This window comes from Ureibacillus galli (assembly GCF_014836845.1).
GTDB classification, from domain to species: Bacteria; Bacillota; Bacilli; order Bacillales_A; family Planococcaceae; genus Ureibacillus; species Ureibacillus galli.
In genome coordinates this window covers 1-24,972 of the sequence record NZ_JACSQA010000004.1, presented here as the reverse complement: position 1 = coordinate 24,972, position 24,972 = coordinate 1, and the positions used below count along the sequence as shown (strand labels likewise).

Here is a 24,972-nt window from a genome sequence, read left to right as displayed (position 1 = left end):
TTTTATTTGAACCTTCTTTTATGGTCATTTATTCTATTTCGATTGTATATCTCTAACGTTATTTCAGAGGAATTTTTACCCTGGCAATCGTTTCATATTCATTTGTTGAATAAAGCGCAATGTTTCCATTATATTTCTCTACTACTTCTTTCACGATAAACAAACCTTGACCTCTTGTTTTCCCTTTTTCCGCATGTTTTGTAGAAAAGCCCTGTTTAAAAATTTCTTCACATTCGGGAACTTTTGGTCCAGTATTTTTAATTTCAAATATATAATGGCAATCCGTTGCTTCACAACGAACCTGTATTTGACGAAGCTCTTCAGGCAATTCGTTCGTTGCATCCATAGCATTATCAATTAAGTTCGATAAGATTTTAATCATATCCGTTGATTTAATTCGATCAAAAGGATTCGGGTCAACGGAAATCGCCATGTTAATTTGGTGATTATTCGCTGCTAGTTTTTTCGTTTGTAATAGAATCGCTAATCCAGGATGTTCAATGGATGCATCAACAGATACCGATTTAATTAGTTGGACTTCATTTACAAGGGAATTTACATATTGTTGGGCTTTGTCGGTAGCCCCAATAATTAAAAGACCATGTATGACTTGGAGATGATTTGTCATGTCATGTCTTAACGAAGAAACGGAGGTAATCAACGTTTTAATTTCCTCTTGGTATGTGTCTTCGGTATATTCTACTTCCATTAAAACGGCCTTCTGATACCATTTTTGGATGAAATAAAAACAAATAACCATGATGAAAATAAATAGCGCATTAAAAATAAAAATGACTAAGTTATTTTCCAAAACGCTTGTTTTTACTTCATTTATTGCCTCTGCACTAATATCGATACCAACATAACCAAGCACTTCATCGGATTCATCTATAATAGGTGCGGCAACCGTTAAATACGTTCCATATTGGGAATCTTTAATCATACTTGTGATAAATGGTTTCTCTTCATAATAAACCATCTTTATCTGTTTTTTTGGAACGTTGGTTGGCCTTCCAATTTGAAAGGATTTCTGTTTATCAGCAGGTAAACCAGCAATCATTGTTTTCATCATTGTTGGGCTTTCTACTTGTATCGTATAAACAAATAGAGCCCCTATTTTGTTTCGAATGTTACTTAAATCATTATTAATTTTCCAATAATACTCGTTCTTTTCCGGACTCTCTAGAAACTTTTTATATGTTTCAATATCAAATTGTTCAGAAATGGTTTTAGCCGTTTCTAAATTTTGATTCGTTATGGCCTCTTCCACTGTACTTCTTATATTTACATTTGTCGTATAGACACTAAATGATGTAAATAATAAAACTAATAAAGATGATAGGGCTAAAATAATTTTTATATTTGCTTTTTTCATTACTATAGGTACTTCCTTAAATTTATTTCGTTCCGTTTTTTCTTATACTATCATAGTAATATAGTAGGATTAATTTTTAAACAAATATGGAAAATATTTTTTCATAAACCAACTAAAAGGGACTAAAGAAAAACTTTAGTCCCTAATATCGCCGGTTTCCGACAGCGCCAAATAACACTTTAATTCCAGGCAGTGCGTTCACTGTGTAATTGTCTTTTTGACCTTTTTTCTAAGGCGTTGTTCGAATGAGTTTGCTCTAAATTTGCACCTACATGAATTTCAGAGGCAAACTCTTCTCTGTTTTTGGATCGGTCATTTCGATTCATCGAACTCTGTTCCGTTCCACAAACATTCCCTTGACAATTGGACCTAGTATTATTCATTTCTTGATTTGGCATTGCTATCCTCCCCGTTGATATGTTTTGAAAAGGAAGTGGGCTTTCAAAAAAGCTTTCACTTTTCTTGAGTAGTTTGTCCATCTGCTGCTGGATTATTTTAAGAAATAAAAGCCAAAATAAAAGGAAAGCATTTCACCCTTCATACCTTTCGATTATTTCCTTTGCCAAATGATAGAATGCATGGAATGTACTCTCTTCTCCCCATTTTTGTTTAAATGTTGCATAGGATACATAGTAATCCGCTGCCTTTGCCATTTGATTTGTTTCTTTAAATACTTTACTAAATACATGGATATTTTGATTTTTCAACTGCTCTAAAGTAACTCTATGTACTTTTGAATTTTCCTTAAATTTTGTAATGACAATGCCCAAATGTTCCATTTTCATATCCATATTATCCGCAAATTCATCTACACGATTGATTACTTGAGATATGCCATATGTAGAAAGTACGTCAGGGACGGTAGGAATAATATAACTATTAGACATCCGAATGCCATTTAATGTAATGAGACCAAGATTTGGAGGACAGTCGATTAAAATATAATCATAGTCATACTTAATGGGACGGATGGCATTTTTTAAAATTTCAATTGGATTATTTGTATAAAATGGACCCGTTGGCATTTTAGCCAATACATCTTGAATCCCAATCAAATCTAGACTTGATGGAAGAAGATCAATGTTTTGGACTGAATGAATATTGGATACATTTTTTTGCAATGTTTTTTCAAAAACAAATTTCTTATCGTCCGGTTCTAAAGCTTCTTCGAACAACGCCGCTAACGTATACCTATCTTTATTTAATTCCATCCAACATTGTTCGCCGATTAGCATAATTGTTGCGTGAGTTTGGGGGTCGAGATCAACGATTAACACTTTCTTCTTAAACTCCGATGCGAGCATCTCTGCGAGTCCTACAGTGGTCGTTGTCTTTCCAACGCCACCTTTAAGATGAATGGTTGATATGACGATAGCCATCCGTCCACCCCTTTCTCTCTTTTAAATTAAAGTATGTACAACTACTACTTTTCATTAACAAATCTTAGGATTTACAAATTATACCCATTTAAGTTATAAAGAGACATTTCTCGGGAAATAATTTCAAAAATCCTTTATAAATGGTCGAAATATGTAATATTTTCATGATTCAAATAGCAAGAAAGCTTTTGTGGATAAGTGCAAAAGACTCGAACAATGGTCTGTTAACGCCCATTTAACTTTGGGGATAAAAGCGTTTCATGTGGATGACTAGAATAACTTTGGGGATGAATAGAGGATTTTTCACTTTATTTTATTATTTTTGTGGATAATTTATAATTCGTACAATCCATTTAAGGAAAAATCACCTTTCGCACAACAAACACCTCTTCTTAAAAAAATGGTGAAACATTTTGTATTTTATTGACGTTTCAAATATATGTCTATTTAGTAAATCGAAACCAATAAAAGCAGGAGTAATCGAATATGATAAACAAATATTTAGATAAACAAGTTATTCTATATTTAGCGTTGTTCGGTATTATTAGTTGTTTTTTCATATACTCAAGTAATGCATCCTTTTCCCAATACCCAGGATCTTTTGTCCTGAAACAAATCATATTCTACTGTATTGGTTTTGTTTTAATGGTCGCTATTGCTATATTGGATTTAGAACAGCTAAAAAAAATTGCATGGTTATTTTATTTTTTTATCGTTCTTTTATTAATCGGTTTAATTTTTGCACCTGAGAGCATTGCAAAGCCAATTAATGGCGCAAAGGCTTGGTACAAAATTATGTTTATCGGCACTTTACAACCTTCTGAATTTTTAAAGTTTGGATTTTTATTAGTCATCGCTAAAACGATGGAAAACCATCAAAAAAAATTAGCAAAACACTCTATCGTTACGGATAGTTATTTACTTGCTAAAATTGCAGCTATTGTTATCCCTCCTATGGTTATCGTTTATAAACAACCGGATACAGGCATGTTAATGCTATATTTAGCACTTATTATTCCGATGATATACTTTTCAACAATTAACAGAAAAATATTAATTACATTTGCTGCTATTCCTGTCACTGTTGTCGTTACATTAATGGTTCTATACTTTAAATTTAATGATTTCTTCATGAAACATATAATGAGTCAACTTTCATCCCATCAAATTTCAAGGATCAACGGATGGCTATTCCCCTACGAATATGAAGATTCTTCTCTACAAGCAAGACAAGGAATGTTAGCCATTGGATCAGGCGAAATTACTGGGAAAGGTTTTTTGAATAACAATGTATACATACCAGAAAAACATACAGATTTTATTTTTGCTGCTATCGCTGAAGAAGTAGGTTTTATTGGATGTACTTTTATCATCTTTTTGTATTTTTTATTACTTTACCGCCTCATTATCATCATTATGAATACGAATGATCCATTTGCCTATACGATAGGAGCGGGAATTATCGGTTTATTCACCTTTCAAATTTTCCAAAATATTAGTATGACAATGGGGATATTACCGATTACCGGTGTTACTTTACCTTTCTTAAGTTATGGTGGAAGTTCCTTACTATCGAATTTTATGTTAATCGGCGTCATTCTCTCCTTTAAAAAAACGTACCATAACTATGTTTTCTCTTCTAAAGAGAAAGAAATAAATTATTAACTTTTCGCTATCAAAATTAAAAGGTAGCATCTCTTTAAGAGAAGCTACCTTTTATCACATTTAGTAACCTTTGAGTTTATCATTTAATTTTTGATAGACGACTTTCATATCTGGTTCCGTGGAAACTTCAATCGCTTTATTTAGTTCAAACCAACCGATATCACTATTTTCATCCGGTTTAATAAAGGTTTCATCCTGTTCATCTGCTTCTAATAAATACGTTACATTTAAATGAACGTGGGTAGCAACATGTTTTCCCTTTTTCATATGGGCTGGTACCCCTAATATTTCGATAGAATAAAACTCATTGGAAACAGGTTGGACGTTGGTAAGTCCTGTTTCCTCCATTGCTTCTTTTAATGCTACATGCAATAAATCTGCTTCCCCATCCGCATGCCCACCAACCCATGACCAAGATTGATAAATATTATGATAGACCATCAATACTTTTGTACGCTCTTTATTCACTAGCCATGCAGAAGCTGTAAAATGGGCAAATTCATTTTCCCGTGTGAGTAAGTTATCAAAGGTATCCAAATATCGTAACATCAATTCTTGATCCTTCGCTTCTTGTTCATTATACGGACGGTATTGTTCCAATTGTTGTCTTAAAGTCATTTGAATAGGCTCCTCATTTTTCGTTAAGAATTTATCCCTTTTATTTTAAAGTGATTTAACTTCCCTTACTACCTACATTTCGCTTTCTACTAAAAACATCCCCTTCAAAGCAAGAGCCTTTAACAGGAGATGTCTTTTCAGCTATTATATATTTTCTAACTCTCTACCTAATAATTTCGCTAATTCAAGCATGGCGAATTTCTGAGCTTCCTCTTCCGCATCGGAATTGTAGTTTGTATTTGTGTTCACATCGTAAGTATAGACAGTACCTTCTTCATCTACGATAAATTCAATACCGGCTACATCAATACCGTTTCCTTTTAAGAACTGTTGATATTTTTCGATGAGTTCTGTCCGAGGATTATCTACAATTTTAAACTTCATTTGATCTTTTGGCTCTTCTCCAACCGGACAGAATAAGTCTCCAATTTGACAAGCATCGGCAGGACATAATTCGAAACCTTCTGAAGTATCAACTCGTACAGAGTAGACATACTCCCCACCAACAAATTCCACACGCGTTATATGCTGATTTGGAGATTTTACATATTGTTGAACGAGAGTAATCCCATCGACGGGTTCTTCAAATGCTGGACTATCTAAATACTCTTGTAATGCTTCTAAAGAATAGAATAATTGAACACCCAGCCCTTTACCTGCACGGTTATGTTTTGTAATAAACGGCAGTGTATTTAATGATTTTGCAGCTTCTATAATTTGATTTTTCCCTACAGCTGCTACTGTTTTTGGAACTCGGATGCCGTACTTTTCTAATTGGGTATATTGTTTTACTTTGCTCAATTCTAAACGAAGGGCGTTACTGCCATTTAGCACTCTTTTACCATAAAACTCTAACCAATCAATCACTGCACCTGTCAATTCAGGAGCAAAACGATGATTACGAGTATGGGAAGAAGCACTCATCCGATTATAAAAAACGCCTTCAGGTGGTGCTTCAGTTAAATTAACAATTCCTTGATCTAAATGCCAAGTTTCATAAGGTAAATTCAACTCTTCTAATCTTTTTGTTAAATGACGAGTCCAGTCATCGTTTTCATGAATTACATAAATTTTTTTCGTCATGATGAAACTCCTTTGTTGTTATGTAGTTTATTTTTCTCCTTTTATTTTAACTCTATTTATAATTCTTTGCCTATCTCATCTTTGGATAACTTTAAAAATTGGGCATATTTAGAAAGCTCTTAAATTTCCTTTATCTTAACAGCAATCGATAAATGGAAAATGACAACAACAGCAAAAATAATTGCTTCAATTGTTCCGTTCATAATCCACAACATACCAACAGCTATAAACATTATCATCATTTTCCCGATTAGTAATTCAGGCATTTGAAGTCTACGCTGAGCTTTCGGTGCAAAAAACTTCCCCCAAACAACCATTAATGTGAATGGGAAAACGATGGCGAATCCACTCTTCCATAATTGTTCTTGAAATAAGTAGTAACCAAATCGCGCATAAATTACGATGCATATTACTTCTACTGTAAATGCAATTAGCCCATTGAAGACTTTCACCTTCCCAGCTCCTTTTATACAATATATATGAGATAATCGTTTCGTTTTAAATTGCTTTAAAAGTTGTCTTTTTTTCCTCTAACATATTAAATCTATCAAACTATAGAAGATTGATATCAAATAAAAAATTCGACAAAATGACAATTAACTAATGTAACACTACCTTTTATATAGGGTAAAATCAACGATTCCATTCATTTGTTTCATTCCGCAAAATAAAACATTTCTCGGGAAATAATTTCATTATTCTACTTCAAAACTGTTTTTTTGTATGGAAATCACTATTTCCAATTAAAAATGAAATACAAAAAAGCAGAATGAAATATATCATTCCGCTTTTCCTTAATTAGGTTACCTGATAAATTGCTTCTACTAAAGTATTAATGACAACCTGTATATCTTCATCTGAAATATTCAATGGTGGCGATAAGAGAAGAACATTATTAAATCCAGCTACCGTAGTACCGTTTTTGCCAATGATTACACCTTTCTCCTTACAGGTTGCAATCACTTTATTAATCAATTGAACTTCAAGGGGATCCTTCGTTTCTTTATCTTTTACTAATTCAATCCCAATCAATAACCCTTTACCCCGTACATCCCCAACGAACGGATGGCTACTTAATCGTGCTTGTAATGTCTCTAGCAATTCCGTTCCTTTTGTTGCAGAACGCTCGAACAGTTTTTCCTTCTCCATGATTTCCAAGTTTTTCAATGCCAATGCACAAGCTGCCGGGTTTCCACCAAAAGTGTTCACATGGCGGAAGAAATCGTAGTCTCCAATATTTGTGAATGCCTCATATATTTCCCGTTTTACTGCAGTCGCCGATAACGGCAAGTAGGCACTTGTAAGTCCCTTTGCCATTGTAATAATATCCGGCTTTACGCCATAATTCATATATCCAAAGGGCTTTCCAGTACGGCCAAAACCACAAATCACTTCATCTACAATCATTAATGCACCATGTTTTTTACAAGTTGCTTCAATTCCTTTTAAATAACCTTCCGGGGGAATAAGAGCTCCACCTCCGGTAATAATCGGTTCCAAAATCATTGCTGCTATCGTATCGCTATGTTCCCATGTCATCACCCGATCCACTTCTTTTACGCTCGGAATACTGAAAATATCTGTATATTCGTCTTCATTATTTCGATAGGAGTCCGGTGGTGATACATGAAGAAATCCGGGAGCTAGCGGCTCATATTTATATTTCCGTTCTGCTTGGCCAGTTGCTGCTAAAGCACCCATTGAATTACCATGATAGGCTCGGTAGCGGGAAAGAATTTTAAATCGAGAAGCGTTACCTTGTTGTTGATGGTATTGTCGGGCAATTTTAAAGGCTGTTTCGTTTGCCTCTGAACCGCTATTCGAAAAGAAAATGACATAATCTCCGCCAAGAAGTTCATTTAACTTTTCTGCTAGTTTAATAGCAGGAACATGCCCTTGAGAAAGTGGCGTATAGGCGTTCGAAACCATTTGGTCATACGCAGCCTTGGCCAATTCTTCCCGTCCATACCCGACATTGACACAAAATAAGCCTGCCATTGCATCAATATATACCTTTCCATCCACATCGGTGATACGGGCACCTTTCGACTTCTCCACAACTAACGTTCCATTCGGATTATACGGTTTCATCGAATGCCAAACATACTTCTCATCCTTTTCTAGTAATTCTTTTCCTAGATTCGTATCTAACATCCATGCCCCACTCCTATCTTGCGAACATTAATACTCCAACCTATTAATGCTCCTTTTTACAAATATTATGAAGAAGAAAGAAGACTTTTTCATGTAACAAAATGTAAAATAAAACGATGGAAATCGAACAGTAAGTAAAATGTTTAGAATTGAATTTTATTTTCTATTGATAAACTTCCGTGCAAAGAGCATCCATTCTAATGCAAGTCGATTTTCCCCTTTCATAAAATCTTTCCCTATTAAACTTTCAATTTTTCGCAATCGATGGTATAACGTTTGTCTCACGATATATAATCTTTTTGCCGTCTCTTGTTTAGAACCATTTGACTGCATATATACTTCAAGGGTCTCCACTAACTGCCCATTATGCTTTTCATCAAAATCAATTAACGGTTGAAGCAATTCTTCCATCATTTCTTTTAAATTCGTATGCTTTTGCATTTGATAAATAAGATGGAAGACGTATAATTCATCATAAAAGTGAGAGGCCGTTTCAACATGTCGAATAATATATAACGTATCCTGGGCACTTTTAAAACTTTCATGGACCTTCGTTAAGTCCTTTACAACCTTACCTACTGCCATCTCTTGTCCTTCGATTAAATTTGATGTTTCAAATTTCACTAAACAGTCTTCTAATCGCCCTTTCATCGATTCGGTATCTTGACGATTTAATAAAATAAAAACGAAATCATTCTTTCTTTCAATGACAAAAGAAAGAAAGCCTTTTTTATCAAAAACCGTATGGCAATTTAATTTAAAATAGGTCCGATCTAATTGTTGATTTTTTTCATTTCGAGGAAGGGAAAGAATGAGGACAGTACTTTCCGTTTTTCTAAAGCTTGGCCATTCCGCTAATAAAAATTGTATAATTTCCGATTCGGAATGGGCTCCCTCCAACCATTCCTCCAACCATTTAGCATCCTCTTTTCTTTTCCTTTCGTCCACATATAAATCCCGTAGTAATAGTTGAGCTAAAGCTGTTATCGTTCGATCTAAAATAAGCAGTTCAAACTCCGTTATTTCTTTCTCTTCGCTATATAAGGTCAATTCCCCATAAGTATGCTCGAATAAATAAATCGGTTTTGTTAAAAATTGAGTAACATGATTAGGATTGGATTTCTTTTGTAGGAGAGCCTCCCTTTGTTTTTTAGCCATATTCGGATAAAAAATCGGATCTTTCCCTTCTATTTCGTAAATCGTTTGAATTTTCAAATATTCATATAATGGTTTTAGCAACTGTTCACTGTTTTGCGCATGTAAAGTTTCTTTATGGAGTAATTGGGAGTAGTTTTCTAATTTGGCGATCATCGAATATTGGTGGTTAATGATAAGGGTATGTAAATCTTGGGTTATTTCAACAAACGGCACTTCTTCATGAAAGACAATGATGGGAAAATGATAGTCGTCAGCTAATTGAATAATTGCTTCCGGAACTTTTTGAATATATGCTCCATACTCAATACAAAGTCCGGCGCAATTAGCTTCAATGAGCCCTTCAACAAATTGAAAAAAATCTTCTTGTTGATGTTGGAAACTAACCCCGGTTGTTAATATGAGCTCGTGTCCTTTTAACAGTTTTTGAACATTTGACACTTCAAGGACATGTACCCATTTAATCGTATTGTGGAGTCCACCACTTCCTGCAATAACTTCTGCTTGGTGAAAGTGTTTATTGTCTAAAATATCACGAACTAGTAAAGAATAATAACTCAATTGGCACACACCTCTCTTGTTAGAAAAGGAAGTTATTTATATTATAATTGAAATTTTCTGACAAAAGTAGTAGTGACTTTTCATTCAAAAAATAAAAACATGATCTTCTCTACGGAAGACCATGCTCAAAATTTATTTTGTTGAATTGCTAGGAAACGCGAAAGTTGTGGACGTTTCGTCATCTCCATTTAACCACTTTTCTGATATTGTTTTACTTTTTGTAAAGAAGCGAGCTTGATCAGGGCCAAACATAAAACCTTCACCAAACTTAGAACGTTTCCACCCGCCGAAATTGTAATATCCAACTGGGATGGGAATCGGTACATTTACTCCAACCATCCCTACTTCAATTTCTTCCTGGAATTTCCGAGCCGCCGCACCATTATTCGTAAAAATCGTCACACCATTGCCTAGTTCATGTTCATTAATTAAATCAATTGCTTCTTGTAAAGATTCGACTCGTACGACGATGCGGGCAGGTCCAAATACTTCTTGTTGGAAAATTTCCATGGAAGGTGTGATTTCATCTAATAACGTTGGTCCTAAATAAAAGCCTTTTGATGTTTGGCTAATAGCTGGATTTCTCCCATCTACGACTACCTTTGCCCCCGCTTCAACACTTCGATCAATATAACCGATAACCGTCTCCTTAGCTTGTTGGGTAATAACAGGACCAAAATCGACTTCATCCTCTGTATAAGGACCTACTTTTAAGTTTTCAATCTTTTCCTTTAAAATGGCAACGAACTGCTCTGCCGTTTCTTCCCCTACTACCATTGCACCTGAAATAGCCATACAACGTTGAGATGCTGCACCGTATGCAGCGCCAATAAAGGCATTTGCTGTTTTTTCTAAATCGGCATCAGGCATAACAATCATAAAGTTTTTTCCACCACCAAAAGCTGCAACCCGCTTATTGTAACTTGTACCGGTTTGATAAATATACTCTGCAACAGGTGTGGACCCAACAAAGGAAACGGCTTGAACAGTTGGATTTACTAACAGTTCATCCACTGCCTCTTTATCGCCATTTATGACCGTCCAAATACCATCTGGGAGTCCCGCTTTTTTCCATAACTCCGAGAAAAATAGTGCAGACATCGGCACCTTTTCGGAAGGCTTTAAAATAACAGCGTTTCCTACCGCAACCGCCATACTTGTTTGGGCGAACGGAACCATAACAGGAAAGTTGAAAGGTGAAATAGCCGCCACAACCCCTAAAGGAGACTTTGTTGAATAAGCATTAATATTTCCACCTACGTTAACGGAATACTCTCCCTTTAAAAGATGGGGAGCATTAATCGCCAAATCTACCGATTCCAACCCGCGGGTAATCTCACCCTTGGCGTCCTCCTTTGTTTTACCACTTTCTGTACAAATCACTTGAATTAGTTCTTCTTCGTTTTCCTTCACTAACTGGCGAAACTTCATGACAATTTCTGCCCGTTTCCCGCTGGAAGTATTTCTCCATCCGGGGAATGCATTTTTTGCCACTTCAATGGCGTTTTGCACCTCTTCTTTTGCTGCAAGAGGAACTTGTGCAATGACTTCCCCCGTGGAAGGATTAAATACGTTAGAGAAACGACCACTTTTACCTGCTACTAACTCACCGTTAATAAAATGATGTAATTCCTTTACTTTTTGTTCAACTGTCATCCCATACACCCCTAACTAAAAGATTATGAATCTCCCTATCGGATTCATCGTATAACGATGATTGCATCCCCTTAAATTACTTTTAATTTACATGAAATATTCATCGAGTGTAATGGACAATTAGTAAATATCCATTGCATTGTGTTGGACAAAGTGTAATCGTTAATCTTGCCTTTTAAATAATTTGCCCGGCCAGAAAGCCCAACGCCCTAATACGATTGTAATTGCGGGCACTAATAGAGGTCGAACAATAAATGTATCGATTAAAACACCAATTGCGGTAATTATTCCAAACTGAACTAAAAGTTGAATAGGTAACGTCGTTAATACGGCAAATGTACCCGCTAAGATTAATCCCGCAGAAGTAATCACTGAACCTGTTTTGGTAACTCCGTTTTTGACTGATTCATTAATGCTTTGGGTTTTACGATTTTTCCAAACTTCCGAAATCATAAAGATGTTGTAATCCTCGCCAAGGGCAATTAAAAATACAAAGGAATATAACGGCAACGCGCTTGCAATGGATTCAGCCCCGAAGAAAGTTGTTAGTACTAACCAACCTAAACCTAGAGCAGCAAAGAATGATATTAATACGGTTCCTACTAAATAAATCGTTGCTGGAACAGAACGTAAATACAGTAGTAATAAAATCGCTATTATGATGACCATGACTGGTTGAATGATGGATTCATCCCGTTCTTGGACGTTTTTTGTGTCTACTTGTGCTGCTGTTTCTCCACCAATCCAAAAACTTTTATTCGCTTGTTCAATACCAGCTTCCTCCAACATGGTTTCGATGTCGGATTTTAAATCCGGTATTAAATCCATTGCTTCTGTTGAATATGGATTTTCATTTAAATCCGCTTCATAAAGTTGAATCGTTGAATCCTTTTCCCCAACAATTGGCTCACTTACTACATCAATATAGGGAAGTGATGCAATTTGATCTGTTAAACGAACTTCTTCCCCCTTTGTATCGACGATGATTTGAACAGGTGCTAACTCACCAGGTGAAAAATTTTCTGCAATCAATGTGAATCCTTCCCGAGAAGGCATATCCTCCGGGAACGACGATAATAAATCATAATTATATTTAATTTGAGTAGAGGTAATCGCTAGACCACCTAACACAATACCAGTGACAATAATAACGAACCACGGTTTCTTCGTTACATAATCACCGACTTTCGCCATAAACAGATGTTTAGATTTTGGTTCTTTATAAGGTTTCTTTTTTAATTCAGCCCGTTTGCGCTCCATTCCCTCTGTACGTGGAACAAACGGGAAAAAGGCTATACGTCCGAATATAGATAAAATAGCTGGCAATACGGTTAAAGCTGCAATTCCCATAACGAGAATCGCAAAACTAAATGGCACTGCGAAACGTTGGAACGCTCCATAATTCGCTAATCCGAGGGTAGCTAAACCAATGAAAACCGTTAAAGCACTCATCATAATCGCTCCGCCTGACTCTTTCATCGCAAGACGTAATGCTTCAAACTTATTTTCAACAACAAGTAGCTTTTCACGGTATCTTGTTATTAAAAATAAACAGTAATCTGTTCCGGCACCAAATAGTAAAACAGTCATAATCGATACCGCTTGCGCATCTTTATCGATCCATCCATTATCTGCAAACCAACCTAATAAAGGGCTAATCGCTCCATAGGCGATCACTACGACAATAAGCGGTGTAATCGCCAACAACGGTGAACGATAAATGACAATTAGTAATACTAAAATTAAAATGACTGTCGCAATTAATAGTTTAACGTCGGCTTGCATAAATAAATTCGTCGCATCAACTGAAATACCCGCTGGACCAGAGAAACGGGCATGTAAACCAGCTTCTTCTAGATTTGTCTCATATGGATTTCCCCCAAATGTTTCTTCCGTCAGTTCTTCAATTTTTTGTAAGCTTTCTTTCATCGTATCCGTATTCACTGTCTCATCAAAGAAAATCGGCGTAACAATGGTTGAACCGTTACTTGAAACACTTCCTAATAATGCCTCTGTCGGCAAATCTGCAAGAGGTGGAAGGGTTGTTTGATCATTTATAGGACGTTCCTTTAACTGCTTATATAGCTCTTGAATCGATTGTAGATCCCTATTTTCGAGTCCATCCTCTTTATACCATACAATTAATAATGGAATACCGGCATCTGAAGGAAATTGTTCTTCGATAAGAGCACTTGCCTGCTCACTCATAACCTCTTTCGGCAAGTCACTTCCACCGTAGTTCTCGATACTGTTAATCTGTGGTAAAGTCATTGATAATATAGCTACGACTGCTATCCAGAGTAGAACTGTTATCCAACGTGAACGTTTGTTTCCGACAATTCCTCCCCATTTTTCTAATGGATGTTTTGACATCGTTTCGTCCCCCTTTTCTCATTTGTGTTCAAAGTCATTGAATAAAATTCATGGATGGTAATTCCAACATATCGCCATTCTTATCAAAACATATTTTTAATAGGAAAATCTCCTTTCAAATAAGAGCTTATGCTAATTATCAATTGTATAAAAGCCTTTGTTTAAGCATTCATGTTATTGGGATTGAAATAAATTATAATATTAATTAGTTTTACCTATTAAGGTGATATCTAGAAAAGCGATTAAAAACTAGTTTGATTTATCTGGAAATTCATTGACATCCTGGCCTAGTGAATGTAATATATAAATTGCATATGTAAACTATATCTGTCATTCGGTAAGGTGGGAATAATGAGGAATAATGTGAAAATAACCCGGATTAAAGCCGCTATTACGCAGGAGCAATTAGCAAAAAGAGTCGGTGTAACAAGACAAACAATTGGTCTTATTGAAAAGGGCGAATATAATCCAAGTCTTCAGTTGTGTGTTGCAATAGCCAAGGAATTGAATAAAACGTTAGATGAATTATTTTGGGAGGTCGATACAGAATGAAATCTTGGATATCCTTCTTATTACCAAATGACGAATATAAAGAGAAAAAGATGTTATATTTTTTCTCGGAGGGCGCGGTAATCCTTTTTCTTTCACTTATTGTAATGATGATTTGTAACAAGTATTTTCATCTTGACGTAGAAATTGCCTTATTAGTAGCCATTGCTATCTTCCTCTTTTATGTATCAGGAAGATATATCGTATCAGGCATCGAATATACAGATATTTCAACAGAGAGGGCTTATAAAAAAGAATTAAAAGTTATCTCCATTAGAACAATTGGATTTGTCGTTATTTATCTGGTATGCTATTTGATTTTCATTAACTTACCTAAAAATTTTAACGAATGGTTTGAAATATTAAGTTTATTAATAGGTGTTAGTATAATTTGGTTTTTATCTAGTTATATTTCTTTAAAACGTTCATATAAGAAAAATAAACAACTACTATAAGTCTATACAAAAAACACTAGGGAACATATTTTCCCTAGTGTTTTACTAATACATACAAACTAACTTTTTATCAACATTTAATAGAAGGGATCTTACTTCTTCTCCCCTTGACCGAAAATCGTTACAATTTGGTCTGATTTTTTTCGTTCAGCTGCTTTTGGTAATTCATCAAAATAACCTAGTTGTAACATAGAAATTATTCTTTCACCTGGCTGCACACCTAAAGCGGTACGGAAATCCGGAGCATCTAAGAAATCCGGTGTTTTCCAACAAGAGCCAATTCCATAATCCCATGCTAGTAATTGAATGTTTTGAATAAACGTACTAGCAGCAGCATAATCTTCTAAACGTTGTTTTTGACGTACATCTTCAGGAACAATGACAAACACAAAGGCTCCTGCTAATGTGAATTTTTGCATTTGCTTTTCTAACGATTCCTCTGATAACTCTTTCCATTTCGGAATGGCTGTATCCCGTAAAAGCTTATGCATTTCAAAAATCTCTTCTCCACATGCAACAACTAATCGCCATGGTTCTCTATTTTTATGGTTAGGTGCCCATACTGCGTCGTCAATAATATTCATTAAGTCTTCCCGATCCACCGGTTGACCGTTGAACCTTTTAATTGACCGTCTTCCAATAATTGCTTCACGCACTGTTAACGATTGTTGGTTCATATACTTCTCTCCTTAAATTAACTTAACTCTAACCTTTTTAAATTCATCTTCAATAAACCTTACCATATAATTTTCCGTTTTAAAATATACTTCCCTTTTTTTACAATTCTCAATAGATTGTTATTATTGCAAATCATTTTTAATAAAACACATCATCAATTTTAAAGAAATAATATTTTGTGTTTGGCGTGTAGGCGTAAGAATTGGAATAATCATAATGGCGATCGGCACTATCAACCGTATGGGCATGAATATACGGTACTCCATCTACCATACTCGTCACTATCGTTGTATGATCAATTACTCCGTTTCCTTGAAAGTCATAACAAATGACATCACCGATTTCCAGTTCCGATGGGGATTGGACACGTTTGGCGGTTAATCCTGATTTAGCATTTTCTAAATACAAACGCATACTATGGGAAACGGACCAGCTATAACTCCATGTCTCATTGGCATAATATCCATTACCACTCCCACTTCTCCAACCATCTGTGATCCACCAGCCTTTTCCTCGATTAGGTGCACCCGACATCGGGGCCCCTCCAGCCCGTAAACATTGGGAAACAAAGTTTGTGCAATCCACTGAAAAAGCTGGATAATTGGGGTTTTTTCGATTCCACCATGTTCTCGCATACTGAACAGCCGCATGACGATTATAATAAATTGGAATAGCTTAACCTCCTTTTTTACCATTCTATGCATCTCTTTGTTCATTTTTCATACCAATTTCATTTCCCTTCAACAAAGCTGTCATTTTGTTACAAATTAATATTAATTTAGTGTCCTTAAACTAAATCAGTCTACATTTTGCTACAATAAAAGGAAAGCAATTCTAGACTCTATTTATTAAAAATATTACAAATGCTTAGCAAATGATATATTTCGCATTGAAATATCATATTTTACTTCCAATAGAAATAGAAAGAGATCCTAGATAATTGAGTGAGAGGATGTTGGCATTGACGCAGCACGCTGAAAGAGAAATTATTGAACTTACACGGCTATGTGATAGAAAAGGCAACTTAAATCCGGAAGCTATCGGTTTTGCTCGTAAACCTATCATCGATTGCAACTTATCTGGTCACTACTTGAGGAAGAAAAAATGGAATTATTGGTGCGTCTATGGTGAGGAAATTTTATTTTCCGTAACAATTTGCCATTTTGATTATGCAGCTACTTGTTTCATCTACTTTTTAGAATATGAAACTCAACGATTCTTTGAAAAAACGATTACCATTCCGCTTGGCATAGGAACGAAACTTAAAATGCCATCCAGAGTGTTCGAGCCTATCCGTTTTGCCAATAGTGAAGTCCATATCAACATTACGTTCTTTCAAAACCAAACATTTTTAAAAGTCACTTCTGAAAACTTTGATAACGAAACGTTACATGCGGAATTAACGATTTATCATCCTAAAGAAGACGAAACATTAAATGTTGTCATCCCATGGAACCGACAAACTTTCCAATTTACCGCAAAACATCACACATTACCAACTGCAGGATTTGTGAAAATTGGCGAACGGAATTATCCATTTGTTGAAGAGGATTGCTTTGCTGTACTTGATTTTGGTAGAGGTATTTGGCCAAGGGAAGCATTGTGGAATTGGGGTATGGCATCCCAACGAGTTCGAAATCAACGGGTTGGCTTAAACTTTGGAGGAAAATGGACGGACGGCACGGGAATGACTGAAAATGCAGTTTTTGTAGATGGAAAAATGACAAAGATTCATGAAGATGTTTTGTTTAACTATGACCGGGAAAATTTTATGAAACCTTGGTATATTACAACAAAGTTTTCCGACCAGGTGATTTTAACTTTCCATCCTTTTTTTGAACGGGTTGCCAAAACGGATGTAAAATTAGTAAAATCCGAAGTCCATCAACTGGTTGGCTACTATAATGGGCAAGTTACGTTGGAAGATGGTAGTACCCTCGTCATACAACAAATGCTCGGCTGTATCGAAGAACATGTAGCTAAATGGTAATTTCAACTTCATAATGGAAATGTCCCAATCGTCTTTTATCGTAAACGGTTGGGACATTTGTTTTAAATTTGAAGAATTTTTAGTTTACTATCTTTTATCCGACATAATTGGGGACCGAAAGCAGTTCGAACAATAAACCCGTGGTCTTTATGATTCAAATAATCTTTTAATAAAAAGGCACCTACATTTGGAACTTCCACTTGTATGTCAATCGGTCTCGAGAAGCCGCTTAAACATTTACCAACCTCTTCAAGTAACGGCTCTTCTAAAGATTCTATATAAATCAAAAGATCAATATCACTACTTATTGAAGTTACGTTAATAGAGGTAGCTAATTCGAAACCAATACTTCCCGTAGGTCCCCATATGAAATTAAACTGTTGAAATTGATCTCGTATTCTTTTTAAGATAGGATAATAGAATTTATTGTCGAATTTATCTATACGCTCTACTAATGCATTAGGTGTAATAATTTCAACGATATGATTTTCATGAATAAATGTCCCAAATCGCTGTTCTCTACTGTTTCCGCGCAACCCAATAGGAATTATTTGATTGCTAATCGGCATTCTTCGTACGACACCATAGTTTGCTGCCGATTGAGCATCGTAAACCCAGTCCGGTATAGTTGAAATTGTTTCTAATTGATCAAGGTTGTTGAACTTAACAATATCATGGACCTTTATTTCCATTGTTGCTCAATCATTTCCCTTACCTTTATTGAGGCTACTCGACCAGAAGCTACAGCAATTTCTGTTTTTAAACGATTCGATAAATCCCTTACAGTATCTTTTTGAATATCTTCATAAGCTTTATAAATTGAATCGATTAATAACTCCACATGCTCCGATGAAGGATTGTCAGCATTAATCCCTTCTATTAAGTTATATAGGGCACCTAGCTTTTTAAATGATTCAATATCATACGCCATAGATGGAACATCTTTTGCGGCTAAATCTAATTCCTCAACTGTTCGTTGTGTAATAATCGCAGCGGATTTTTTAGACATTACATGAACGTTTACCCCTTCATCATGTAAAGCAATTAATCGATTAGCCTGCATGCCGTGGGAGAGAAATGCACCAGATATAGCCTTCCCAACAATGGCTGCAACAATTGGATGACCAACTAATCTAGCTGAGGCATAAGCATCTACCGCCGCTGAACAAGATAAATAAATTCCAAATAATTCTTCATGATAGCCAAAAGCTTGACTTGGCACATCGACTACCGGAATAATTAGACGTTTATCTTCTAAATGGGCATCTTCCTTCATTGCTTCTCGAACATATTTTGCAATGGCCCATCCTTCTAATAAGCCCACTTCGCCGTTCCTTGCACGATAAAATGAATTTTCAGGATTTGGAACAACTGCAATGACCCGGGCCTTCAATCCTTTAATCTCCGCATCTGCTACTAATACAGAAGGAATTTCACTAATCGATTGCTTGCCTCCTGTTAATAATTCGAACCACTTTCTACCTCGACTATTGACGATTTCGGATGGGGTAGATACTCTATTCGTATTTTTAAGGGTTGCGTCTTTAAAAAGTTGCTTTGCTTGCTCTGGAGAAATTTTTTCTTCAACATTTAAAGATTTAAATATAGTTAAGAAATGGTCGACCTGTTGTGTTCGCTGTTTTAATTCGATGTCTCCATTCCAAACATTTAAAATGGCATTTTTAAAATTCACCACATCGTCTTCTACAACGATATCCGCAAGACCAACTTCGTTACGCATTGCCCCACCAATCATTTTCCAAATCAATTGTTTATTTCTTGAATCCAGCTCACGAATACCAGCTTCTTGCTCTACTACTTCAGGTCCGTTCATGCCTAAACGACCTTCTCGAGTCATGATTAATGCGCTACATAAACCTGCAGTTAAAGACATTCCGCCGAAGGATCCGATTTTCCCAGGAATAATACCTACTACTGGAACATATTCTCTCAGTTCAACAATTGCCGCACTAATTTCCGCAATAGACAATAACCCATAATTTGCTTCTTGAAGACGTACTCCACCTGTATCATAAATGATGACCGGATAAATCGTATGACCATTTTTACACTCTTTTAATACCTTTTCTAAAGTACCGGCTAATTTCGCTCCAGATACTTCACCAATTCCGCCACCTTGGAAATTTCCTTCTATTGAAATGATAACAGTTGGCTTTCCATTTAAAGTCCCTTTTACAATAATCATTCCGTCATCATATTGGGGAACGATATTTTGTGCAGTGAGATGGGGGGATTCCATTCGATCGAAAGGTCCTAATATTTCATAGGCACTTCCTTTATCTAATAGCTGAAATGCTCTTTCCCGCGCTAAACTTTCTACTAAACTTTCAGTTATCATTTGTGTCATTTAAACTCACCTCCACTGCTTGGGCTAATCGAATCGTAACAACGCCTGGTGTAGCACCAAAATCATTTATCGTAATGATGGCCGCAATATTATGCTGACTTACAAATCGTTCAATAACCTTTTTCCATGTATCTTGGAACCCTGTAATACCTGTACGAATTTCTACTACAGTTTCATTATTCTCACTTGGTTGGACTAATACTTCTAAATCTCCTGATCCTACAACTCCAACGTGCGCAGGTCTTTTAATTGGTTTTGAAGCTGGAAAGGAATACACTAATTTTTCCACTAAAAATCACTCCCCTTTAATTTATCGTTACGTAAACTTCCTCTGTAGAAAAAGTAAGCTGACTAATTTTATATAAATAAATTGTTGCAGCTAATAAATCTGCGCTTCCCCCTGGTGATAAGTTACGCTCTTTAAATTGCTCGTTCATTCTTCGAAGTTCATGAAAGTCACCGGTATTTAAAATACGTCGTGCAAACTGCTTTGCGTATTGTAAACCTTCAAGTCCTCCGCGGTGCAATAAACAAGTATCATCTAAATTAGCCATTAATGCTAAAAAGGCATAAAGTTTCGCTGTATTCTCATCAAATGTATTTAATGTTGCTTTAAATACGGGTAAGCTAAATTTCCGAATGTGAGGAAAGGCTTGCTGTGCCTCTGCCTTTGCCCCGTGTACACCGTATTTCTGAATTGCCTTTATACCATTTGTTACTTGGTGGGGTATAAAACGATCTTCATACTGGGCAATTTCTCCTGCGGTATAACACAATGCAATTTCATCGAATTGTCCTTTATGAATAGCGGCTGCTGCAGTAAGCAATCCTAGGGACCAAATCGCACCTTTATGGGTGTTCACACCCTTTGTCACTTGGAACATTCGCCTTTCACCCTCGCGACCAATCTCACCAATTTTTTCTCGCAAAAATTGAGACGGCCCTTCGTTATAGGCAACCATTGCCATATTGTAAAATGTCGTGTGCAAACTTTTAGCCGAGTCCACCATCAATGAATACGTTAAATCATTATGGGAACCTTGATCAATCATATCCACAAGACCAGGTTTTGGAGTAAGCGACACTTCTTCAATTAATGATTCAACTGCTAAATCCGCTAACATTGTTGATAAATCATGAGGATTTTGCATACTCCTCGCCTCCTCTTTTTTTACCAGCTTCTAAATTTTGCTGGAGGTGTATATAAACCACCGGACCATTGAACAAGTTCATCAATATTTTTAGCAGCAAGTAAGGAACGTTTCGCATCGGAACGACGTATCCCTAAATCTTCTGGCATAGCAATCAATCCTTGTTGACGTAAACGTTCAACTGTTTTCGGATTGCTTTCCATACCGATTGGTGTAACACCTGCAACAGAAGCAATCATTTCTCTTCTTTCAGATATGCTGTCGGATTTATAAAGGTAAGCAATCCCTTCTTCTGTTACAACATGGGTGACATCCTCCCCATAAATCATGACAGGTGCTACAGCTAATTTCGCCTGATCCTTCACACTAATGGCATCAAGAGATTCAACGAAAACTGGTTTATTTGCTTCTTGGAATGTCTCTGCCACTTGAACAACCAATTTTTTACCACGAGCTAATGGATCATCGGAAGTCATCATGTTATACCAAGCTTCAGTGGAATGGCGTCGACCTCCCGGATCATGACCCATATTTGGCGCTCCACCATAGCCAGCAACACGACCTTTTGTTACAGTAGATGAATTTCCTAAACCATCCATTTGCAAAGTAGATCCGATAAATAAATCAACGGCATATTGACCAGCTAACTGGGCTAACGTACGATTTGAACGAAGACTTCCATCTTTCCCAGTAAAGAAAATGTCCCTTCTTGCTTCCACATACTTTTCCATTCCTAGTTCACCGCCGAAGCAATGAACGCTTTCCACCCAACCGGACTCAATCGCAGGTATTAACGTAGGATGAGGATTTAACACCCAGTTCGTACAGATCTTCCCTTTAAGCCCTAGTGATGCTGCATAAGTTGGTAATAGCAACTCAATGGCTGCTGTATTAAAACCAATTCCGTGGTTTAATGACTTCACTCCGTGTTTTTCATAGATTCCACGAATCACCATCATTGCTTGTAAAATTTGAATATCCGTTATATGGCGTGGATCCCTTGTAAAAAGAGGCTCAAGCTCATACGGTTTATCTGCAACTACGATAAAATCAACCCATGAACTTGGTATATCTACCCGGGGTAATTCGTCTACTATTTCATTTACTTGAGCGATGACAATGCCATCTCTAAAAGCTGCTGCTTCCACTAATGTTGGGGTTTCTTCTGTATTCGGACCAGTATAAAGATTGCCGTGTCGATCGGCTTTATCTGCTGCAACTAAAGCAACGGAAGGAATTAAATCAATAAATAATCGACCATATAATTCGATGTAAGTATGCAAATCTCCCAATTCTATTTTTCCGTCTTCAATCATTTGGGCGATTCGTAAACTTTGTGGTCCAGCGTAAGAGAAATCTATTTTTCTAGCAATTCCTTCTTCAAAAATGTCTAAATGTTCAGGTCTCGAAATGCTGGACATAATCATATGCAAATCATGAACTTTTCTTGGATCCACTTGAACAAGGGATTGGGATAAAAAAGAGGCTTGTTTTTGGTTATTCCCCTCAAGTACAACCCGATCCCCAGGTCGAATTAATAATTCCAATGCATCGACGATACGATTAGTAGGAATAATTACTCCATCTACTAAACCCTTTACACTTTCCAGTCTTTCCTTTTTTGCTTCCAACCTCGTTGTCCATGATCTTTTTTCTTTCGGTATATTTGTCATAACCATTTTCCACACCCCTATTTTTAGTTTGACATGACATAAAAACAATCTTCGATGTCATTTTTTGTAATAGCCATCGTTCGAACATCTGAAAATGCTTGGTTTGCTAATTTACTTAATACATCACCTGGTGGCATTTCAATAAATAACCGAGTACCAGTTTCATAAAGTAAATTGACGGCATCATGCCACCTTACTGGATAACAAATACTTTTTGCTAAATCTTCTTTCACCGCATCTGCTTGCCTTAATAACCGGGAATTGACGTTACTCGATATTGGGATTTTTGGCCTTTTTAAATCGAGCTTATTTAATTCAACCAATAGTTCTTCACTTACATTTTTAAATAAAGGACAGTGGGAAGGCGTTGAGACATTTAGTAAGTGGGCAGATATCGCTCCATGTTTTTTCACATATTCCAAAACCCTCTCCAATCCCTTCAAAGAACCAGATAAGGTGATTTGAGTTGGTGAATTACGATTTGAAACATATACTGGCTCATCCACATTAAAAAGTTGCGTAACAATTTCTAGTAACCGGTCTTCATCTAACCCTAATACAACGGCCATTCCAAATCCTTTGTCACATGTTCGTTCCATCAACTCACCACGCAACGATACTAATTTAAGGGCTTCTTCAAAGGTGAGTACACCGGATGCAACGGCTGCACCAAAAGCACCGACAGAATGCCCTGCAACAAAGGATGGGGTTAAGCCATTTTTTTCAAAAACTTTATACGTACTAACAGATGCAATTAATAAACATTGTTGCACCGCCTTCGTTGTTGAAAGCGCTTTATCATTATGCAGTGATTCAATGGGTAAATGTAATAAATCACTACTTTCTTCTAAAATCTGTTTTACGACCGGATCATGAGGTAAATCATTTAACATTCCCACATATTGTGATCCTTGGCCAGGAAAGAGAAACGCACTTTTCAAATAATCCCTCCTCTCCTAAAAGACTCTTCTATTTTTCATCGAGCTACCATTTGAGCTCCATCTTTGTCTCAACGTCTTAAAAACCAATCAAATTTTCTTTAGACGGTCGACTGTATACATAAATAATAAAACAATAGATTTTAAATTTCAATCGTAATTTCCCGTTTTTTCTGCTTTGGGAAAAATTTTAGTTGATTTATATTTTTCGATAAATTATGATGTTCACAGAATACAGTCGACTGAATATTTCCGAACTTAAAAGTTTACTACATGGTAAAGGGGTGTCCGAAATATGGTGATTTATGGTGTTGCTATTCTAGCCGGATGTTTTTTAGTTGGCACAATCGTTGGGGAATTTATAGGGGCTATAATGGGAGTTGATTCAAATGTCGGTGGCGTCGGAATCGCCATGCTGCTTTTAATTATCATCGTCGATAAGCTTGTAAAAACGGGGAAAATTAGTAAACCTTCACTAGATGGCTTAAGTTTTTGGAATCAAATGTATATTCCAGTCGTTGTTGCAATGGCAGCAAGTCAAAATGTAATCGGTGCTTTAACTGGTGGACCTTTAGCTATTTTAGCCGGAATTACAGTTGTTTTAGTTAGTTGGGCATTTGTCCCCATTCTAAGTGGAAACAAAAAAGAAGAAGCTGCTTTTAGTAATACGGTTATAAGGGGTGAAGCGGATGCTTGATATGATGAAAGGCGTCTTTACCGATAACGGATTTGTTACTGCATTTCTTGTGATTGGAGTCACAATGTGGCTTGGCTATTTTCTTTCCAATAAATTAACTAAAGGTAAAATTCATGGTTCCGCAATTGCCATTGTTCTTGGACTAGTTTTAGCCTATATTGGCGGAGTTGTAACAGAAGGCTCGAAAGGTCTTGCAGATATTAGTTTTCTAGCAGGAGTAGGGTTCTTAGGGGGAAGTATGCTACGAGATTTTGCCATTGTGGCTACTTCTTTTGGAGCAAATTTTGATGAAATTAAAAAAGCCGGTTTTAGTAAAATGTACCCTATAAGAAAGACACTTGAAAAAAGGTCTCTCTTATAGGGTACTTTTATTTATAATGAAATAAAATAAATGGTTGATGGAGCGGAAGAACATGTCGAAAAAGTTATTTACAGATCAAGAACAGAAATTACT

General features: G+C 36.2%; 23 protein-coding genes and 1 pseudogene. 6 read left to right on the top strand and 18 right to left on the bottom strand.

Annotated elements, in window-relative coordinates; translation table 11 throughout:
• Positions 1 to 58: 58 nt before the first annotated feature.
• From H9636_RS04515 to H9636_RS04505, 3 genes are all read right to left on the bottom strand, one after another.
• A complete protein-coding gene (locus H9636_RS04515; RefSeq protein ID WP_191706442.1) occupies positions 59 to 1,375 on the bottom strand; it encodes an ATP-binding protein in 1,317 nt (438 codons plus the stop codon).
• A 179-nt stretch (positions 1,376 to 1,554) separates the two neighbouring features.
• Entirely contained in the window at positions 1,555 to 1,773 is a 219-nt protein-coding gene (locus tag H9636_RS04510) for a hypothetical protein (protein ID WP_122973458.1), read from the bottom strand.
• 132 nt (positions 1,774 to 1,905) lie between these two features.
• A complete protein-coding gene (locus tag H9636_RS04505; protein ID WP_191706441.1) occupies positions 1,906 to 2,754 on the bottom strand; it encodes a ParA family protein in 849 nt (282 codons plus the stop codon).
• Positions 2,755 to 3,240: 486 nt separating this feature from the next.
• On the opposite strand from H9636_RS04505, the gene H9636_RS04500 reads away from it, so the two are divergent.
• A complete protein-coding gene (locus tag H9636_RS04500) occupies positions 3,241 to 4,419 on the top strand; it encodes an FtsW/RodA/SpoVE family cell cycle protein (protein ID WP_122973460.1) in 1,179 nt (392 codons plus the stop codon).
• Positions 4,420 to 4,479: 60 nt separating this feature from the next.
• Here H9636_RS04500 and H9636_RS04495 read toward each other — a convergent pair whose 3' ends face one another.
• The 7 genes from H9636_RS04495 to H9636_RS04465 form a co-directional block, all read right to left on the bottom strand.
• Positions 4,480 to 5,037 (bottom strand): NUDIX hydrolase, encoded by a 558-nt coding sequence (locus H9636_RS04495; protein ID WP_191706440.1) that lies wholly within the window; start codon positions 5,035 to 5,037, stop codon positions 4,480 to 4,482.
• Positions 5,038 to 5,181: 144 nt separating this feature from the next.
• Positions 5,182 to 6,120: an ATP-grasp domain-containing protein gene (locus H9636_RS04490; protein WP_191706439.1), complete on the bottom strand. Its 939-nt coding sequence runs from the start codon at positions 6,118 to 6,120 to the stop codon at positions 5,182 to 5,184.
• 119 nt (positions 6,121 to 6,239) lie between these two features.
• Positions 6,240 to 6,572, bottom strand: coding sequence for a YrdB family protein (locus H9636_RS04485; protein WP_191706438.1), 333 nt, complete (start codon positions 6,570 to 6,572; stop codon positions 6,240 to 6,242).
• Between the two features lie 346 nt (positions 6,573 to 6,918).
• Positions 6,919 to 8,274, bottom strand: coding sequence for an aspartate aminotransferase family protein (locus tag H9636_RS04480; protein WP_191706437.1), 1,356 nt, complete (start codon positions 8,272 to 8,274; stop codon positions 6,919 to 6,921).
• 156 nt (positions 8,275 to 8,430) lie between these two features.
• Positions 8,431 to 9,990: a PucR family transcriptional regulator gene (locus H9636_RS04475; protein ID WP_191706436.1), complete on the bottom strand. Its 1,560-nt coding sequence runs from the start codon at positions 9,988 to 9,990 to the stop codon at positions 8,431 to 8,433.
• A 132-nt stretch (positions 9,991 to 10,122) separates the two neighbouring features.
• On the bottom strand, positions 10,123 to 11,646 hold the full coding sequence (locus H9636_RS04470; RefSeq protein ID WP_191706435.1) for a CoA-acylating methylmalonate-semialdehyde dehydrogenase: 1,524 nt from the start codon (positions 11,644 to 11,646) through the stop codon (positions 10,123 to 10,125).
• Between the two features lie 162 nt (positions 11,647 to 11,808).
• Positions 11,809 to 14,019: an MMPL family transporter gene (locus H9636_RS04465; RefSeq protein ID WP_191706434.1), complete on the bottom strand. Its 2,211-nt coding sequence runs from the start codon at positions 14,017 to 14,019 to the stop codon at positions 11,809 to 11,811.
• 351 nt (positions 14,020 to 14,370) lie between these two features.
• Between H9636_RS04465 and H9636_RS04460 the strand changes: the two genes are divergently transcribed.
• Both H9636_RS04460 and H9636_RS04455 read left to right on the top strand, forming a co-directional pair.
• On the top strand, positions 14,371 to 14,571 hold the full coding sequence (locus tag H9636_RS04460) for a helix-turn-helix transcriptional regulator (RefSeq protein WP_191706433.1): 201 nt from the start codon (positions 14,371 to 14,373) through the stop codon (positions 14,569 to 14,571).
• Entirely contained in the window at positions 14,568 to 15,023 is a 456-nt protein-coding gene (locus tag H9636_RS04455; RefSeq protein WP_191706432.1) for a DUF3278 domain-containing protein, read from the top strand. The genes H9636_RS04460 and H9636_RS04455 overlap by 4 nt, the downstream gene beginning before the upstream one ends.
• 92 nt (positions 15,024 to 15,115) lie before the next feature.
• Here H9636_RS04455 and H9636_RS04450 read toward each other — a convergent pair whose 3' ends face one another.
• Together H9636_RS04450 and H9636_RS04445 are read right to left on the bottom strand one after the other, a co-directional pair.
• A complete protein-coding gene (locus tag H9636_RS04450) occupies positions 15,116 to 15,700 on the bottom strand; it encodes a nitroreductase family protein (protein ID WP_191706431.1) in 585 nt (194 codons plus the stop codon).
• 139 nt (positions 15,701 to 15,839) lie between these two features.
• Complete coding sequence (locus tag H9636_RS04445; protein ID WP_318240995.1) at positions 15,840 to 16,367, bottom strand: amidase domain-containing protein; 528 nt, start codon at positions 16,365 to 16,367, stop codon at positions 15,840 to 15,842.
• Positions 16,368 to 16,662: 295 nt separating this feature from the next.
• On the opposite strand from H9636_RS04445, the gene H9636_RS04440 reads away from it, so the two are divergent.
• A complete protein-coding gene (locus tag H9636_RS04440) occupies positions 16,663 to 17,691 on the top strand; it encodes a DUF2804 domain-containing protein (RefSeq protein ID WP_191706430.1) in 1,029 nt (342 codons plus the stop codon).
• Positions 17,692 to 17,753: 62 nt separating this feature from the next.
• Here the strand turns inward: H9636_RS04440 and H9636_RS04435 are convergent, their stop codons facing one another.
• The 6 genes from H9636_RS04435 to H9636_RS04410 are packed head-to-tail and all read right to left on the bottom strand — an operon-like array spanning position 17,754 to position 23,824.
• On the bottom strand, positions 17,754 to 18,383 hold the full coding sequence (locus H9636_RS04435) for a malonate decarboxylase holo-ACP synthase (RefSeq protein ID WP_191706429.1): 630 nt from the start codon (positions 18,381 to 18,383) through the stop codon (positions 17,754 to 17,756).
• Positions 18,374 to 20,059, bottom strand: a complete 1,686-nt coding sequence (locus H9636_RS04430) for a biotin-independent malonate decarboxylase subunit beta (RefSeq protein WP_191706428.1) — start codon at positions 20,057 to 20,059, stop codon at positions 18,374 to 18,376. The genes H9636_RS04435 and H9636_RS04430 overlap by 10 nt, the downstream gene beginning before the upstream one ends.
• Positions 20,040 to 20,348, bottom strand: a complete 309-nt coding sequence (locus H9636_RS04425; RefSeq protein WP_191706427.1) for a malonate decarboxylase subunit delta — start codon at positions 20,346 to 20,348, stop codon at positions 20,040 to 20,042. Before H9636_RS04425 ends, H9636_RS04430 begins: the two co-directional genes overlap by 20 nt.
• Before the next feature lie 16 nt (positions 20,349 to 20,364).
• Positions 20,365 to 21,210: a triphosphoribosyl-dephospho-CoA synthase gene (locus tag H9636_RS04420; protein ID WP_191706426.1), complete on the bottom strand. Its 846-nt coding sequence runs from the start codon at positions 21,208 to 21,210 to the stop codon at positions 20,365 to 20,367.
• A gap of 20 nt (positions 21,211 to 21,230) precedes the next feature.
• The gene (gene mdcA, locus H9636_RS04415; protein ID WP_191706425.1) at positions 21,231 to 22,889 is read right to left on the bottom strand and encodes a malonate decarboxylase subunit alpha; all 1,659 of its coding nucleotides are present in this window, start codon (positions 22,887 to 22,889) and stop codon (positions 21,231 to 21,233) included.
• 17 nt (positions 22,890 to 22,906) lie between these two features.
• Positions 22,907 to 23,824: an ACP S-malonyltransferase gene (locus H9636_RS04410; protein ID WP_191706424.1), complete on the bottom strand. Its 918-nt coding sequence runs from the start codon at positions 23,822 to 23,824 to the stop codon at positions 22,907 to 22,909.
• Between the two features lie 292 nt (positions 23,825 to 24,116).
• Here H9636_RS04410 and madL point away from each other — a divergent pair, with 292 nt between their 5' ends.
• Both madL and H9636_RS04400 read left to right on the top strand, forming a co-directional pair.
• The gene (gene madL, locus H9636_RS04405; protein WP_191706423.1) at positions 24,117 to 24,518 is read left to right on the top strand and encodes a malonate transporter subunit MadL; all 402 of its coding nucleotides are present in this window, start codon (positions 24,117 to 24,119) and stop codon (positions 24,516 to 24,518) included.
• Positions 24,511 to 24,825, top strand: a pseudogene (locus H9636_RS04400) (malonate transporter subunit MadM); the annotation flags it as partial. The gene madL and the pseudogene H9636_RS04400, both read left to right, overlap by 8 nt.
• Positions 24,826 to 24,972: the final 147 nt, after the last annotated feature.

What these genes read in the sequence shown, in the direction of transcription:
- madL (WP_191706423.1), top strand. Translation starts at nt 24,117, where the DNA reads ATGGTGATTTATGGTGTTGCTATTCTAGCCGGATGTTTTTTAGTTGGC.
- H9636_RS04500 (WP_122973460.1), top strand. Translation starts at nt 3,241, where the DNA reads ATGATAAACAAATATTTAGATAAACAAGTTATTCTATATTTAGCGTTG.
- H9636_RS04470 (WP_191706435.1), bottom strand. Translation starts at nt 11,646, where the DNA reads ATGACAGTTGAACAAAAAGTAAAGGAATTACATCATTTTATTAACGGT.
- H9636_RS04465 (WP_191706434.1), bottom strand. Translation starts at nt 14,019, where the DNA reads ATGTCAAAACATCCATTAGAAAAATGGGGAGGAATTGTCGGAAACAAA.
- H9636_RS04505 (WP_191706441.1), bottom strand. Translation starts at nt 2,754, where the DNA reads ATGGCTATCGTCATATCAACCATTCATCTTAAAGGTGGCGTTGGAAAG.
- H9636_RS04435 (WP_191706429.1), bottom strand. Translation starts at nt 18,383, where the DNA reads ATGGAAATAAAGGTCCATGATATTGTTAAGTTCAACAACCTTGATCAA.
- H9636_RS04420 (WP_191706426.1), bottom strand. Translation starts at nt 21,210, where the DNA reads ATGCAAAATCCTCATGATTTATCAACAATGTTAGCGGATTTAGCAGTT.
- H9636_RS04480 (WP_191706437.1), bottom strand. Translation starts at nt 8,274, where the DNA reads ATGTTAGATACGAATCTAGGAAAAGAATTACTAGAAAAGGATGAGAAG.
- H9636_RS04430 (WP_191706428.1), bottom strand. Translation starts at nt 20,059, where the DNA reads ATGACACAAATGATAACTGAAAGTTTAGTAGAAAGTTTAGCGCGGGAA.
- H9636_RS04450 (WP_191706431.1), bottom strand. Translation starts at nt 15,700, where the DNA reads ATGAACCAACAATCGTTAACAGTGCGTGAAGCAATTATTGGAAGACGG.
- mdcA (WP_191706425.1), bottom strand. Translation starts at nt 22,889, where the DNA reads ATGGTTATGACAAATATACCGAAAGAAAAAAGATCATGGACAACGAGG.
- H9636_RS04460 (WP_191706433.1), top strand. Translation starts at nt 14,371, where the DNA reads ATGAGGAATAATGTGAAAATAACCCGGATTAAAGCCGCTATTACGCAG.
- H9636_RS04515 (WP_191706442.1), bottom strand. Translation starts at nt 1,375, where the DNA reads ATGAAAAAAGCAAATATAAAAATTATTTTAGCCCTATCATCTTTATTA.
- H9636_RS04510 (WP_122973458.1), bottom strand. Translation starts at nt 1,773, where the DNA reads ATGCCAAATCAAGAAATGAATAATACTAGGTCCAATTGTCAAGGGAAT.
- H9636_RS04455 (WP_191706432.1), top strand. Translation starts at nt 14,568, where the DNA reads ATGAAATCTTGGATATCCTTCTTATTACCAAATGACGAATATAAAGAG.
- H9636_RS04495 (WP_191706440.1), bottom strand. Translation starts at nt 5,037, where the DNA reads ATGACTTTAAGACAACAATTGGAACAATACCGTCCGTATAATGAACAA.
- H9636_RS04490 (WP_191706439.1), bottom strand. Translation starts at nt 6,120, where the DNA reads ATGACGAAAAAAATTTATGTAATTCATGAAAACGATGACTGGACTCGT.